The following is a 15,070-nucleotide window of genomic DNA, read 5'->3' as shown; positions in this document are numbered from 1 at the left end:
GACTGCCACCTAGCATTTTTGTCAGTTGTTGGCCTCGATAACGAGGTATTGAATAAGGGTCGACTCTCACCCAGTCGGCCCTTTTTCATGGCGGTAAGCACGTAGGGCCGAAACGCTGTTTCCCCTGCTACCGAGGCTGTCTGCCATGAATGACATGCAAACCGATACCATCGAATCCACTACCACCAGCGAGCTGCCTGCGCTGTCGCTGTTCGCCTCGGTAGTGCCGGTCAGCGGCTACGACGCGGGCGTCAACCTGCATACCCTGAGCACTGACGACAAAGGCGTGCTGGCAACCGTGCCGGCGTTCGCCGACGTGCGTGCCGGCGACGAGCTGCGGGTGTACATGGACGCGGACAGCACCCCGGTTGTTGCGCCGCTGGTGCTCGAGGGTTTCGATCTCGGCCGGCCCCTGCACCTGCACCTGCCCACCGAGCGGTTTACCCCGGGCGCGCATGCGCTGCGCTACCGCTTCAGCCGCAACACTATCGAGTATGGCAATTCCCGCGACCTCTCGGTGCTGGTCAAGCTGGACCGCCCGGGCGGTTCCGAGCCCGGGCACCAGGGCCTGGTGGCGGCGGATGTCGCAGTCAATCCGGTGACCGCTGAACACCTGGAGAACGGCGTCCAGGTGCAGGTCTATTTCTACGAGCACCGCGCCGTTGGCGATGTGATCCGCCTGAGCTGGGGCGGCGTGATGTTGAGCTATACCCTGGTCGAGGCCGATCTCAATCAGCCGGTGGTGTTCACGGTGCCCGGCAGCGTCATTCGCCAGGCCGGTGACAGCCCCAACCTGGTGGTGACCTGGGAAGTGCACGATATTGTCCACAACACCAGCCAGAGCTGGGCGCCCCATGTGTCGGTGGTGGTCGATACCGGCCAGGCGCAATTGCCGGCTGTTTCGGTACCGGGGCTCGATAACGAGGGCTATATCAACCTCGAGGTGCTGGGTAGCGATGACCTGCTGATACATGTGCTGGCCAGCGCACCGGCGTTCGCCATCGGCGACACGGTCAGGTTGCGCTTTACCGGCTACATCGATTCGGGCCAGCCGACCCAAATCGACCTGGACCAGACCCTCCGCGGGAGCTTGCCGCAGACCCTGACCTTCAGCATTGCCAATGACAAAGCCTGGGCCCTGGCCAGCGGCCTGGCGGTCGTGGGCTACACGCTGGTGAAGGCTGGCGGCGAGCAGCACTCGCAGCGCCTGAGCATCGGTTTCAAAGGGCAGCCCAAAGCGTTGAGCGTGCCGAGGGTGGCGCAGGCTGTGGCGGGCGTACTGCCTTACGATGTTGCCCGGGCTGCCGTGATGATCCCCAAGTACCAGGGGCGCACGGCGGGCCACCAGATTACCCTGGTGTGGCAGGGCACCCAACTTGGCGGCAGACCAACCCTGCATGAAGTCCGGCGTGTGGTGACCGCCTCGGAGGGGGCAGGGGACCGCGAGCTGGCGATCAATGTCGGCACGGAACACATCCGCCTGCTGGAGTCGGGCTCGGTCAAGGTCTACTACCAGGTGCGCATGCTCAGCACGCGCAGCGTCGGCTTTCGGCAATCGCAACCGCTGGAACTGCGCATCAGCGCCGCCGGATTGTTGCCGGCGCCGGAGGTGGACGAGCCGGTCAATGAACTGGACCCGCATTTCTACCCTCTCGGGGTGCAGGTGACGGTCAACTACCCGGGCAAGCAGGTAGGCGACAAGGTCACGTTCACCTGGCAAGGCGCCGGACCGGAGAGCAGCTACAGCGAAACCAAGGCAGTCGACAGCAGCGGCGCGCTGCCAACGTTCCGTGTACCCCAGGCCATCGCCAACGCCGGCCTGGGTAGCACGGTATTGATGCGCTACGAGGTCGAGCCGGCGCTGGGCGGGCGGCCGTTGCCGTCCCAGGAGCGGGCGCTGGCGTTGCGCTCAGTCGCCCCAGTGCCGCAACTGCCGCAACTGACGGGCGCGCAGAACGGCAGCTACGACCCGATGCTCGGGCTGCATGGCGCCCAGGTGCTGATCAGCTACCCGGGCATGCGCGACAGTGATCGGATTGTCTTGTTCTGGAAAGGCGCTGCGGGCGCTGGCACCCCGGTGCTGCCTGAGCGTGCGGGCAGTGACACCGGCAGCATCACCATCAGCGTGCCGGCGGCGGCGGTGGCGGCGAACTTCAACGGTTCGGTGCAGTTGTATTATGAGGTGCTGCGCAATGAACTGGCGGCGCTCGAATCGCCCAGGCAAACCGTGCAAATTGGCGCGCCGAGCGCCGATGATTTGCCGCGCCCGAGGATCGATGAGGCTAACGGCAGCGAACTGGACCTGGACTTGTTCGAGGGCGATGCCCGCATCAGTGTCAGCGCCTGGCCGTTCATTGCTCTGGGTCAGCGGCTGTGGCTGGAGGTGCGCAGCGCCAATGCCACGCTGCCGCTGTTGGTGGACAGCCCGGTAGAGCAGGTGGCGGGGCTGACCGTGGCGCTACCGCGCGAATTTCTCGACGAGCTCGACGATGGCAGCGCGTTGTCGCTGCACCTGAGGGTCAACTTCGGTGGCGCTGCGACGCTGGATTTCCCGGTCAGAACCTACACCGTGCGCCAGGGGCAACTGCACATCGGTGTCTCCGATTCGGGCCTGGCCCGTTCCGCCTTGCCCGAGGACTGGACGCTGCCGACCCAGACCTGTGCGGTGACCCTGGTCGGGCGGTCGGGCGCGCAAGGCAGCCTCAGCGTCAATGGCTCGGCGCAATTCGACAACGACAGCCAGCAGTTGGACTTCACCCTGGATGCCAAGGGTGAGTTCATTGCCTGGCTGGGCGACCCCTACGCCGAGACGGTGCTGGTCAGCGCGGCGATCGGCACGGGCCAGGCCCAGCATGTGCCGGTGCGCTTTACCGATGTCTTCCCGTTCGATCAACAGCAGGAAGATCAACGCGTGCGCGCCCGCGCGGCCAGCGGTGCGCTGGCCAACGGCCGTGCCGCCAACCGCGTGTGTTTTGATGCTGGCGGCTCACCGATGTCACTTACGTGCAGGTTGAACTGAGCGGCAGTGCGCGGATTGTCGGCCACCCTGGCCAGGTGGTCAGCCTGCCGTTGACGGTACTGACCGGTGATTGCCAGTTCGACGTGGTCGACAGCGTCGCCGAAGAAGTGACGGTGACCTTTCTGTTGCCCCAGGGCGGCAGCTGGACCCGCTTCAGCAAGACCCTGTACTTCTCCAGCCTGGCTTCACGCTATGCGGCCCGGGGTGTGGCGACCGACGGCATTCCCTGGTTCATGCGCGTCAACCAGATCAGCAGCGTCGAAACCAGCCATGTGCGCATCCCGCACATGCGCGAGTTCAGCGATCATCCCAGAGGCCTTGATGGCGGCATTGGCGTGCGGGCCATGGAAGCCGACAGCAAGGGGTTGCTGGTGCTGGTCGAGCCTTACCTGCAAATGGCCGCCGGCGACAAGATTCACGTGCACTTCGGCGACGAAGAGGTGCCTGCCACGCCATTGCCGATCGTGGTATTGCCCGAGGACGTGAACAACCTGGTCACCCTGTTCGTGCCGGCTGCCCGCATTCCCAAAGGCGTCAGCGAGGTATGGTTCACGGTCGAGCCGCTCAGCGGCAACAAACGGGCGTCTGCGCGCTTGCGAGTCAAGGTCAAGGTCACCTTGCCCGGCGGGCCAAACCCCATGCCTGGCAGTGAGTATCATGCTGGCTTGATGTCGCCGGAAGTGCCCTTCGGCCTGATCGACTGGGAGATGGCCCAGGATGGCGTGACGGTGCGCGTCAGTCCCTGGCGCTACATGGAAGTCGGCGACACCCTCAATTTGAGCTGGGGCGGGGCCAAGGTCACACACGTCGTCCAGGAAGGCGAGGTGCGCCAAGTCATACCGGTGTTCGTCGACTTTGCCACCATCGAGGCGGGCGGCGATGACGAGCGCCTGCTGGTCCTGTACTGGCTGGAAGACGAGGTGGGCAACGACTCCGACGGTGCCTCGTTGCCCAGCTATGCCTTTGTCGAAGTCAGCCTGGTGTTGTTGCCACGGCCAGCAGTGGCTGGGATCGACGAGGAAGGTTTTCTCGACCTGGGGGTGCTGCAGGGCGCCGATGTCGGCATATCGGTTATCGCCGATGGGCACCCCTTCCGGGTCGGTGATCGGGTGGTGTTCACCTTTCGCGGTTATACCGAAGACGTCGTGGCGATCCCGCCGCATGTTTCGCCTGAATACCCGGTGGGCATCATGCCGCCACCTCGTCCCATTAGGCACGAAGTACCCAACAGCATCGCCGAGTCGATCGCCGGTGGCCTGGCCTATGTCTCCTACAAGGTGACCCGCGACGGGCAGCAGATACCGTCCAGAACCACTGCCGTCGGTGTCAGGGGCAAGGCGGCCGAGTTGCTGCCGCCGGATGTGGATAGTCGCGAGGAAGACTTTCTGCCCGACACATTGCCGCAAGCCGTGGTGCGGATTCCGCCGTGGGTGGGCATGTTTGCCGGCCAACAGGTCCGCCTGGTCTGGCAAGGCAAACGGGAGAACGGCCACGCCTACGCCTTTATGCGCGACTGGTACCTGACCGGGTCCCAAGTGGACAACCCGGTCGTGCTTATCGTACCGGCCGAGCATATTGCCGCGCTGTCGGGCGGTAACCTGGAACTGTTCTACCGGGTGTACTTCGGCAGCAGCGAGCCGCGGGAGTCGCAGGTGTTGCCGCTGTGGGTCGGTGAGCCGGCCCCCGAGCTGGTCCGCCCGACCGTGCCGGAGGCGGAGAACGACACCCTTGATCCGATCGGCATCGTGGTGGCCACCGTCGAGGCTCCCTTGTACGACGGCATGGCACCCGGGCAGACGGTGTTTATGGAGTGGCTGAGCCCGGTAGAGGACGCGGACATCTTCGATAGCTTCCCGGTGCAAATTGCCGATGACGTGGCGTTCCCCGTCTACGAGGAAGACATCGTGCCCAGCCTGGGGCATGAGGTGCGCGTCCGTTACTTCGTTACTGAGCCTGCAGAACGCCGACGCTATTCGGACTTCCTGCACCTGGGCATCGGGCCGGTGCTGAGCAACCCGCCACGGCCGCGGATCGAGGAGGCCAATGGTGATGTGCTCGATCTACGGAGTTTTCAGGGCAATGCGCTGGCCACGGTGGCGAAATGGAATGGGATCAATCTGCGCCAGCGGTATTGGTTCCGTTGCCGGGGGGTAGACCATGAGGGTAACGACAAGACCATTGTCCTTGCCGAGCGCCAGCTTGTGGCGCCTGGCGAAGTGGACCTGGGTATCCGCGCTACGCTGACGCGCTTTGAACTCCAAGGCTTTGCTGATCTCAGCGAGATTGTTCTGGAGATGCTGGTTGGGCTGCGGGAGGATGCTGAGGAGGCCGAGGCAATCAGGTTCCCACTGCGCAGGTACCAGATTCGCCAGCTCAGTGTCGCTCTGACCGCCCCTGAAATAACTGAAGCCCGGGGCGCCGTGCTGGATCTTGCATACTTCAATGGTGATGCCACCGTTTGGATGCCCCCATGGGCGGGCATAGCTGAAGGTCAGACTATCTGGATTAGTGTGATAGGGCGACTGGCTAGTAACCAGGAGTTGAAGGTTTGGCTGGCTGAGGCAGCGCCTGTAACACGACAGGAACTTGGCAGCGGTGTCAGCAGGGCGCTCTCGCGCCAGACACTGAACACACTGGTGCATGATTCAAGTCTGACGATTCATGTACAGGTTGATCCACGCGGTACAGGTGACCTGGAAAATGCCATCGACGCGCCGGTGCGCGGGTATCAGCTCTTGACCAGATCGCTCGCCGCGCTGGCGGTATCCACGGGAGGTATAACGAGCAATTTGCTGTCTTCATACTGGGATTTTGCGAGAGAGACAAATGCCGTCACCGTCATTGGTGTGGCGGGTAGTGCCCTTACTCTAAAACTGTCTGGTAGTGCAAGTTTCGCTGATGATAGCCAAGAACGTGACGTGACACTGGACGGCTACGGCGAGGCACGAGTCACTGTTAAAAGTACAATGCCTAATGCAACAATCACAGCGTCTCAAACTGGGTATTCCGATGTTATTGCCAATCTCAATTTCCGAACCAGCTTTCCAGTAGATGATAATGATGGGCTGTACAATCTGAGATTTAATGTTGCTAGCGGAGCGCGGGGTGACAATCGTAGTATCAATCGATGTGTCTTTGAGGGCAATTTTTACACGTCAAATCCGAATGCGACTGTCAGTGTGTCGGGCAATGCCAGATTGGTGGGCTACCCAGAGCAAACCGCAATAATACGCCTGCCCGTTACAGGGGGATTAACAGGTGTGTTCTTTGATGTGACGAATAATCTTAGACAAACCGTCGTCGTTACCGTGGCCCATGGCTCCCTGCGCATTAGCAAAACCATGACGTTTACTTAAAAGTTATCGGGTTTTAACAGACCGTTCCACTTGGAGCGGTCTTTTTGTTTTCAGTTTTGCAAAATTGTAACGCGAGAACATTTTGGTGTGGTTGCTGAAGGTCGACAGTTTGCGCAAGGGTTTGAGCTTTTCGAGGTGCTCAAGGTCGAGGATTGCACCTAGGTCGTCCACCTGGCTCATCGCCTCTGACTGCCATGCAGTCTTTCGCAGATGAGTCGTACGACATGCCGCTGGACAGATTCTTAACGCTAACAGCGTTCGTCGTGCTGATTTCAAACTAGAATTTTGCTCAGTTTCGGCAGGACGCCGTACTTGGCAAATTGACGTTTGCAACGGCTCGCCGTAGCTGAAGCTGCTTCAGATACACGCCCATACGCTGTGAGCTTGGCTAATCAGGGAGATGCACGCCATGCAAAGACGTTTGAACAAGATCATCCCGGTCCTCGTGTTTCCGCTGCTCTTGCAAGCGACCTCGGCCCATGCCGAATCATGCGCAGAGACGCTCAAACAGGTCGAGACGTTGTACAACAAGACCGTGTCCAGTTGCGGGGAAGACCCGGCATCGGATTGTTCGGGGTTGCTGGTCAGGGGCACCCACCGTGCGGACCCGGCGAAGGGCCAGCAATGGGATGTGTGGAACCCCAGCCCGAAAGCCAAGGAACTGGGCACGTTCGCCGCTTCCTGGATGCGCGCGGACGGCATCAGCTATGAAGACCCCGGCATGAGTACGCAGAACGGCTACCTTATTACACCGGTCGACCTGGTTCGCAAACCCGAGACCCCGGTGCACGTTTACTGCGCTTTTCCCAATGATGCCTGGACCGACTTTCGTGACGACCGTGGTTGTGGCAACAACAGGAATACAACCCAGACCGAGGCCGTTTGCCAGGCCATGAACCCACCGATCAGCAGTGCCAATGCCTGGGTTGCGCATTTCACCAGGTTCAACAACGACAGGAAGCAGGATCAGTTGCAGTGCGGCTTCAACATGCGCAACCCGATGAGCAGCAAGGAGCGGGTGGACGCGTTTAAAAACTTCATGGGCGCCCGGCAGGTCATCAATACCCGCGAGTTCCAGACCCAGACGGAGTTTCGCCTGGGCAACCCGAAAGAAGATGAACTGCCGATACTGGCCTTTTTCTACAGCGACTCACGCGGCTTGAGGGATGCCCAGCTCAACCAGCAGGACTATGAAAGAAAAACCGGCAAGCAGCGCAATATCATCAAGATCGACTTTCCGAGAACCCCCAATGGCAAGGCGACGTTCTCCTGCGCCGCAGCACCGCAACCGCCCGCCAAGCCGTTCTGTGACAAGTACATCCAGTCCAGCAGCTGGGTACAACGTCCTGACCCGAAACTTGGCCCCAACACCTGGTCGCTTCAGGTAGTACCGACCGAGTGCGGACGCCAGATCGCCGATAATGAAACCGACAGGATGTTTGCCGAACTGTACAACGCCCACAAAAACGACGATCAATGGAGGCAATACAGCATCAATGGTGGCTCCCTCCGCCGGCAACTGGTTTGCCATCTGGCGGCGGTCTACGATGGCCGGCCGGTACGCAACAAGCCCGAGTGGAACCTGGAACCGGCGCGTCCCTATGTCGATCAGCAGAAAGCCGTGGCCATGCAGTGCAACCCGTACTGAGCCGGGTTGACTGACATAAACCGGGCTTTGTCAGCCTGAACGCTGCTGCCTGCCGAGCCCTTCAGGGGGGGGCGGCAGGCTTTTTTGCTACAGGCGCAGTTGCCTAGACCGGATTGCACCCCTGCGCCCTGGTTTGCTCCTTGCCGGCTGCCGGGCGATAGGGTTCAAGGTTCCACTCCGCCTTGGCCCGGTAGTTGTTTTGCAAGCAATCGAGTTGTTCGCGCATGCTGCCCGGGCCGCCTTCCTGCCACTGCGGATCGTTGCCACGCAGACGCAGCAGTTCAGCGTAGAGCTGCTCGCCAGGGGCCGTGCGTCCCGCGGCGGTCGGCACCACGCGCAAGCCCCAGACCTGCCTGCCGCTGACCGAGTCCTTGAACTGCGACCAGGACGAGGCGGCAATCAACCCTGACGTTGTCGGCGCAAAGGGGTTGCAGCCTGCCTTGGCGGCCTCGCTGTCACTGACCTTCGGCCGGAACGGCTCGATGTTCCATTGGCTCTTGGCCGGGTAGTTGCCGATCAGGCAGGCCAGTTGCTGGCGCATGCTGCCCGCGCTGGTTTCATGCTGCTGCCATTGCGGATCGGCGCCGCGCAAGCTGAACAGTTCAGCATAAAGCGCCTGTTGGTCGCTGGCCTGACGGGCCTTGCCCAGCGCGGTAGGGATGACTACCAGGGTCCACTCCTGGCGGCCGCTGCCCGGGTCCAGGCGCAGTTCCCAGTTCGCCGACTGGATGTACGTTTGCTCGATCACACCGCTGATACCGAGGCTGACCACCTGGTCGTTGGCAAGGTAGGCGAAGCGGTTTTCTGCAGGCTGCTGAAAGTCCATCCTGAGCACCGGCACGGCATAGCCCTGGGCGAACAGCTTGCGCTGAAAGCTGCGGGCCACTTCCAGACCATTGGTGGGCACCGGCCTTTTCACGTCGCCGCGGGTGGGCGCAACAAAGGTACTGTTGGGGTCGTACACTAACGCGTCGATGTGAGGCAGGCGTGCGCTGCCGTCACCCGTGTCGGTGGCGGTACGGATCAGGAACTCGTTGAACTGGTCCTTGGCAATCCAGGCTTCGCCTTGCTTGCCGGGGTTCTGGTGGACATCGATCATCGCGTCCCAGTCGGCCGGCTGCTCGGCATTCCATGAGCATTGCCCCTGCTGGATACCGTTACGGTACTTGGCCCGCCATTGGCCGGCGGTGTCGACGCCACTGATATCGCAGCTACCGAACGCCAGGTTGCGGTTCTTGTTGGGTTGGTTGGGGGTTGGCGCCGCACCCGCCGGGATTGGCTGGTTGTACAGGCCGCAACCGTGCCATTGGCGTTCGGTGCCGGTGTAGCCGTCAAAGGCGAAGATGCACAGGTAGCCGGTTTCCATGACGGGCTGCTTCAACGCCCAGGCATCGGCAGGGGTGCGCAGGATGAAACCGGCCGGGCGCACCAGTTTGCTGATGCTGAGGTCTTTGCGAATCCAGGTGAATGAGCTGGCGCCGAGCTTTTTCGCGAACTCGCTGTAATCCCAGAAGTTGAACGGCCCGTCGTCGACCATGCGCACGGTCACGCCGCTGCAGTAGTTGTGCCCGCGCGGCGCTCCGGTGTCGGGCTCCTTGCACGGCGCAGCGGCGCTGATGACGGTGTTGTAGTTGCGGTTGATCCGCTCAAGGGCATGGGCTGGATCGAGTGCGCTGGTAACGGATTGTGCTGCGTGTGCCGCCGGCAGGCAAAGCAGCAAGGCGATTGCCAAGGGGTGCTTGTGCATGGGTGTAGCCTCCTTCCATGGGGGAGGCTTTACCTTAGGGGCAATTTCGTCAGGCAGTCTATTGGCAAAAGTCTTACATGATTTGCGTTAAACCCGGAACTGTCGCAGTAGTTGTTCAAGCTGCGTGCTCAGCCGCGCAAGTGCTTTGCCCGAGTCGCTGGAGTGCTGCGCCGCCAGGGCGGTTTGCTGGGACAGGTCTGCCGTTTCGGTCACGTTGCGGTTGATCTCCTCGACCACATGGGACTGCTGCAAGGTGGCACTGGCAATCGAGGCGTTAAGCGCCGTCAGGTTGTGCAGCGCCTGGCTGATGGCATCCAGGCTCACCCCGGCTTCGCTGGCCTGCTCGACGGTCTGGCGCGAGGCCTCGCTGCTGGCGTCGATGGCCTTGACGGCCGCTTCGGACTGGCCCTGCAGGTGCTCGATCATGCTCTGGATTTCTGCGGTGGACTGCTGGGTGCGCTGGGCCAGCAAGCGTACTTCGTCGGCAACCACGGCAAAGCCGCGACCTTGTTCGCCGGCGCGGGCCGCTTCGATGGCGGCGTTGAGGGCCAGCAGGTTGGTCTGCTCGGCAATCGAGCGAATCACCTCAAGCACGCTGCCGATGCGTGTGCTCTGGCCGGCCAGGGCACGAATGACCTGCACGGCTTCATCGATGGTCGCCGACAGCTGATCGATACGCTGCAGGCTGCCATGGATACTGTGCTGCCCTTGTTCGGCGCGCAGCTGGGCATCGTGCATCTCGCTGGAGGCTTGCTCTGCGTTCTTGGCCACATCCTGCACCGCGTAGGTGACTTCGTTGATTGCCGTGGCCACCTGTTCCATCTGCTGCGACTGCTGCTCGCTACGCTGCTGGGCCTGGCCGGCGTTGTTGCCAACGTCCGTGGCCGACTGCCCCAAGGCATGCACTGCGCCCTGCAACTGGCTGACCACGCCCTGCAACTTGCCGGTAAAGCTGTTGAAGTGGGTACCCAGCTGGGTCACTTCATCGCTGCCGTGGGTATCCAGGCGCCGGGTCAGGTCGCTCTCGCCACTGGCGATGGTGGCCATGGCATCGACCGCCTCCTGCAGCGGCCGGGCAATGCTGCGGGCGATCAGCACCACCAGCAGAGTCATCACCAGGGCGATGCCCAGGCCGAGAATCGAGGCGTCGCGCAACTGGCGGATGAACTCGGCCTGCATGTCGTCGATGTAGACGCCCGAGCCAATCACCCAGCCCCACGGCTTGAACAGTTGAACGTAGGAGGTTTTTTTCACCGGCTCGCTGGCACCGGGCTTGGGCCAGCGGTAGTCGATACTGCCGGCGCCCTTGGCCTTGGCCAGGGCGGCCATCTCGTTGAACAGGGCAAAGCCGTCCGGGTCGCGAATCGCCGACAGGTCCTGGCCGTCGAGCTTGGGGTTGGTCGGGTGCATGATCATCTTCGGCCCAAGGTCATTGATCCAGAAGTAGTCATTCTGGTCATAACGCAGGCCGCGCACCGCGCTCAAGGCTTGTTGCTGGGCGGCATCGCGGCTGAGGGTACCGGCCGCTTCCAGGCCCTGGTAATACGCCAGCACCCCGGCTGCGGTCTCGACCACGTGGCGGGTCTTTTCGGCCTTGGCCTGGTACAGGTCGCCATGGATCTGGCGCAGCATCAGCAGCCCCAGGGTTACCAGCATCACCACTGCCACCACCAGGATCAGCCACAAGCGCCGGCTGATCGACATACTGCGAAGAGTTTTCATGGAATGCTTACCCCGAATTCTTTTTATTGTTGCCTACATCCAAGCATGCTTTGCCCCCCGAACCTACTCGACCAAGGGCTAAGTGCTTGATTCGTTGAGGTCTGTTGCGTCGTCCCAGCAGCGTTTATCCGAGAGGTCTGATAGGATTTCGGCCTCGACGGGGTAAACCTGAAGGCCGCGTGAACTTTTCTGCTGGCTTTGCGACCGACTGTCGCTGTAAAACGGCCAGGCGCTGAACAGCCATTGGCAACTAAAAGACTATAAAGGGGCATGCCGCAGGCATTGCCTCACGGGGGAAGCATGGATCTTTGGACCGGCCTGCAGGCTGTCATTCTAGGTATTGTCGAAGGCTTGACGGAGTTCTTGCCGATTTCCAGTACCGGCCACCAGATCGTCGTGGCCGACCTGATCAACTTCGGTGGTGAGCGGGCCATGGCCTTCAACATCATCATCCAGCTGGGCGCGATCCTGGCGGTGGTCTGGGAGTTTCGCCGCAAGATCTTCGACGTGGTGGTGGGGCTGCCACGTCAGCGTGAAGCACAGCGCTTTACCGTCAACCTGTTGATCGCCTTCATGCCGGCGGTGGTCCTGGGGGTGTTGTTCGCCGACCTGATCCACGAGTACCTGTTCAACCCCATCACTGTGGCCGCAGCCCTGGTGGTCGGTGGTGTGATCATGCTCTGGGCCGAGCGCCGCGAGCATGTGATCCGCGTTGACCAGGTCGACGACATGCGCTGGAGCGATGCCCTGAAGATTGGTTGCGCCCAGTGCCTGGCGATGATCCCGGGTACCTCGCGCTCCGGCTCGACCATCATTGGTGGCTTGCTGTTCGGCCTGTCGCGCAAGGCGGCCACCGAGTTCTCGTTCTTCCTGGCCATGCCGACCATGGTCGGTGCGGCGGTGTACTCGGGCTACAAATACCGCGAGCTGTTCCAGCCCGACGACTTCCCGGTATTTGCCATCGGCTTCGTGGTGTCGTTCATTTTCGCCATGATCGCGGTACGCGGCCTGCTCAAGTTCATCGCCAACCACAGCTACGCGGCCTTCGCCTGGTACCGCATCGGGTTCGGCCTGATCATTCTCGGCACCTGGCTGTTCGGTTGGGTCGACTGGACCACGGCGCACGGTTGAGATGAGCCGTAGCCAGAGCCAACAGCGCCGCGCGGCCTCTACCAGCGGCGCCATGCAAAACCCGCGCAGCAAGCTGCTGGTTTTTGTCGCCCTGTGCCTGCTGCCCGTGGGCGGGGCCCTGCAGATGCTGCTGAGCGGGCAGTCCTGGGTGCCGGCGCTGGCCTATCCGCTGGCCAGCCTGGTGAGCTTTGTACTGTATTGGCGCGACAAGCAGCAGGCCCGCAACCAGGCCTGGCGCACGCCGGAGAAGGTTTTGCACGCCAGTGAGCTGTGTGGCGGCTGGCCGGGCGCCTTGCTCGCCCAGCAACGCTTTCGGCACAAGACCCGCAAGCTGTCGTTCCAGCTGAGCTTTTGGGCCATTGTCGCCGTGCATCAGCTGTTCTGGGTCGACCACCTGCTGCTCGACGGCCGTTGGTTGGGTGCGGCGTTGGCGCCAGTGCTCAGATAAGCAAACCCGGTTGCAGGCGCTTGGGCAGGCGCCTGACCACCAGTTGGTGGGAGCGTTGCAGCAGCTCGCTCAGTTCAGCGCGGCCCATGGGGTAGGGTGGCGCCATGCTGATCCAGTGCGCTCGCGCCAGATAAGGCGCCGGGCGCACGCCGGGGCGGTCGGCGTAACCCAGAAACAGATCGCTATCGACCTTGAACGACAACCCGGCGCCGGCCAGGTCAAGCACGGCGAACATCTTGTTGCCGGCCACCGAGAACACGCGCACGCCGCCCCACTTGTAGTCTTCCCGCGCACCCGGCAGGCTCAGGCACAAGGCCGCGACCTGGGCTTCGGTGATTTTCCCTTCAGACATAACGTTCCCCGCATTGGGCGAATTCCGCCACCAGATGATCGATCCACACCCGCACCGCCGGCAGCAGCCCGCGCCGATGTGGGTAGACTGCCTGCAGATACCCGCCGGGCAGCGACCAGTCTGGCAGCAGCCGCACCAGCTCGCCACGGTCGAGTTCTTCTTCGCAGTGCATGATCGGCAGGGCGGTAAAGCCCAGCCCGGCAATGGCGGCGGCCTTGCGCACGACAAAGTCGTCGATCGCCAGCCGTGCCTCCATGGCCAGCTCATGCTTGTGACCCTTGGCGTCGAGCAGGCGCAGATGCACCAGGCGGTCGGCGTCCACCGCGCCAAGTACCGGCAGGCTGGCCAGGTCTTGCGGGTGATTGAGCACCTGCGCGGCGGCGAATTGCGGTGCGGCCACCAGGAGCATCTGCGCCTGACGCAGGCGGCGGGTGACCAGGGCCGGGTCTTCATCACCCAGGTCGCGCACGCGCAGGGCTACGTCGACGCCCTCGGTGATCAGGTCGACGCGGCGGTTGAGCAGGATCATGTCCAGTTGCACCTGCGGGTATTGCTGCAGGAAGCGGCTGATCACATCGGGCAAGAATTCATGGGCCAGGCCCACCGGGCACGACACCCGCAAGCGCCCGCGTGGTTCGCTGGTCATGCTGGCCACCGCTTCGTCGGCCATCTCTGCCTTCAGCAGCATGGCCTGGCAGTGGCGCAGGTAGCGTTCGCCCACGGCCGTCAGCTTCAGCTGGCGCGTGGTGCGTTGCAGCAGACGCGTACCCAGGCGTTCTTCGAGCTCGGCGATACGCCTGGACAGGCGTGATTTGGGAATACCGAGCAGACGGCCGGCGGCAGCAAAACCGCCGGCTTCGACCACGCGGGCAAAGTAGAAAAGATCGTTGAGGTCTTGCATGGGATATCACCATTGTCCTGCCAGTAGGACAAACTAACGCATTTTTGCTGACTTATCAGCTATTCGCCACCCAAGTAGGATTCTCCCCATCGTGATCGCCCACTCGCGGTCTTCATTCAGGAGAGTCCCATGAAACTGTTGCATATCGATTCGAGCATTCTGGGCGACAATTCCGCCTCCCGTCAGCTGAGCCGCAGCGTGGTTGAAGCCTGGAAAGCCGCCGACCCGTCGCTGCAGGTGACCTACCGTGACCTGGCCGGCGACGCCATCAGCCACTTCTCGGCCGCGACCCTGGTGGCTGCCAGTACCCCGGAAGAACTGCGCGATGCCGCGCAACAGCACGAGGCCAAACTCAGCGCCGAGACCCTGCAGGAATTCCTCGACGCCGACGCCGTGGTGCTGGCTGCGCCGATGTACAACTTCACCGTGCCGACCCAGCTCAAGGCCTGGATCGACCGTGTCGCCGTGGCAGGCAAGACCTTCCGCTACACCGAAGCCGGCCCTGAAGGCCTGTGCGGCAACAAGAAAGTGATCCTGGTATCGACCGCCGGCGGCCTGCATGCCGGCCAGCCTACCGCGGTCGGGCATGAAGAGTTCCTCAAGGTGTTCCTCGGCTTCATCGGCATCACCGACCTGGAAATCGTCCGCGCCCATGGCCTGGCCTACGGTGATGAGCACCGGGTCAAGGCCCTGAACGCTGCCCAGTTGCAGATCAGCAACGACCTGTTCGCCGCTGCCTGATTGCA

10 protein-coding genes are annotated in these 15,070 nt (G+C 62.3%); 6 read left to right on the top strand and 4 right to left on the bottom strand.

Annotated elements, in window-relative coordinates:
• Nucleotides 1-145 precede the first annotated feature (145 nt).
• The 3 genes from JV241A_RS25160 to JV241A_RS25150 all read left to right on the top strand — a co-directional run bounded on the left by JV241A_RS25160 (nt 146) and on the right by JV241A_RS25150 (nt 8,023).
• A complete protein-coding gene (locus tag JV241A_RS25160; protein ID WP_134065013.1) occupies nt 146-3,019 on the top strand; it encodes a hypothetical protein in 2,874 nt (957 codons plus the stop codon).
• Nucleotides 3,004-6,375 carry a hypothetical protein gene (locus JV241A_RS25155; protein ID WP_134065011.1) on the top strand — a complete coding sequence of 1,124 codons (3,372 nt, stop codon included), beginning with the start codon at nt 3,004-3,006 and terminating at the stop codon, nt 6,373-6,375. The genes JV241A_RS25160 and JV241A_RS25155 overlap by 16 nt, the downstream gene beginning before the upstream one ends.
• Before the next feature lie 409 nt (nt 6,376-6,784).
• A complete protein-coding gene (locus JV241A_RS25150; RefSeq protein WP_134065344.1) occupies nt 6,785-8,023 on the top strand; it encodes a DUF2599 domain-containing protein in 1,239 nt (412 codons plus the stop codon).
• Nucleotides 8,024-8,126: 103 nt separating this feature from the next.
• Here the strand turns inward: JV241A_RS25150 and JV241A_RS25145 are convergent, their stop codons facing one another.
• Together JV241A_RS25145 and JV241A_RS25140 are read right to left on the bottom strand one after the other, a co-directional pair.
• Nucleotides 8,127-9,770, bottom strand: coding sequence for a DUF2599 domain-containing protein (locus JV241A_RS25145; RefSeq protein ID WP_134065010.1), 1,644 nt, complete (start codon nt 9,768-9,770; stop codon nt 8,127-8,129).
• Between the two features lie 87 nt (nt 9,771-9,857).
• Nucleotides 9,858-11,492, bottom strand: coding sequence for a methyl-accepting chemotaxis protein (locus JV241A_RS25140; protein WP_134065008.1), 1,635 nt, complete (start codon nt 11,490-11,492; stop codon nt 9,858-9,860).
• A 300-nt stretch (nt 11,493-11,792) separates the two neighbouring features.
• On the opposite strand from JV241A_RS25140, the gene JV241A_RS25135 reads away from it, so the two are divergent.
• Together JV241A_RS25135 and JV241A_RS25130 are read left to right on the top strand one after the other, a co-directional pair.
• The gene (locus JV241A_RS25135; protein ID WP_100782726.1) at nt 11,793-12,623 is read left to right on the top strand and encodes an undecaprenyl-diphosphate phosphatase; all 831 of its coding nucleotides are present in this window, start codon (nt 11,793-11,795) and stop codon (nt 12,621-12,623) included.
• A 1-nt stretch (nt 12,624) separates the two neighbouring features.
• Nucleotides 12,625-13,071, top strand: a complete 447-nt coding sequence (locus JV241A_RS25130) for a DUF1294 domain-containing protein (RefSeq protein WP_134065006.1) — start codon at nt 12,625-12,627, stop codon at nt 13,069-13,071.
• Here the strand turns inward: JV241A_RS25130 and JV241A_RS25125 are convergent.
• Nucleotides 13,064-13,423 (bottom strand): MmcQ/YjbR family DNA-binding protein, encoded by a 360-nt coding sequence (locus tag JV241A_RS25125; RefSeq protein ID WP_115086755.1) that lies wholly within the window; start codon nt 13,421-13,423, stop codon nt 13,064-13,066. The two genes, JV241A_RS25130 and JV241A_RS25125, sit on opposite strands and share 8 nt — an antisense overlap.
• On the bottom strand, nt 13,416-14,324 hold the full coding sequence (locus tag JV241A_RS25120; protein ID WP_134065004.1) for a LysR substrate-binding domain-containing protein: 909 nt from the start codon (nt 14,322-14,324) through the stop codon (nt 13,416-13,418). The genes JV241A_RS25125 and JV241A_RS25120 overlap by 8 nt, the downstream gene beginning before the upstream one ends.
• 129 nt (nt 14,325-14,453) lie before the next feature.
• On the opposite strand from JV241A_RS25120, the gene JV241A_RS25115 reads away from it, so the two are divergent.
• The gene (locus JV241A_RS25115) at nt 14,454-15,065 is read left to right on the top strand and encodes an FMN-dependent NADH-azoreductase (protein WP_134065002.1); all 612 of its coding nucleotides are present in this window, start codon (nt 14,454-14,456) and stop codon (nt 15,063-15,065) included.
• Nucleotides 15,066-15,070: the final 5 nt, after the last annotated feature.

It is taken from the genome of Pseudomonas sp. JV241A (assembly GCF_900275665.1).
Classification (GTDB): Bacteria; Pseudomonadota; Gammaproteobacteria; order Pseudomonadales; family Pseudomonadaceae; genus Aquipseudomonas; species Aquipseudomonas wadenswilerensis.
Note: the sequence above shows the minus strand (reverse complement) of the source record. Positions and strands in the feature narration are given on the sequence as shown.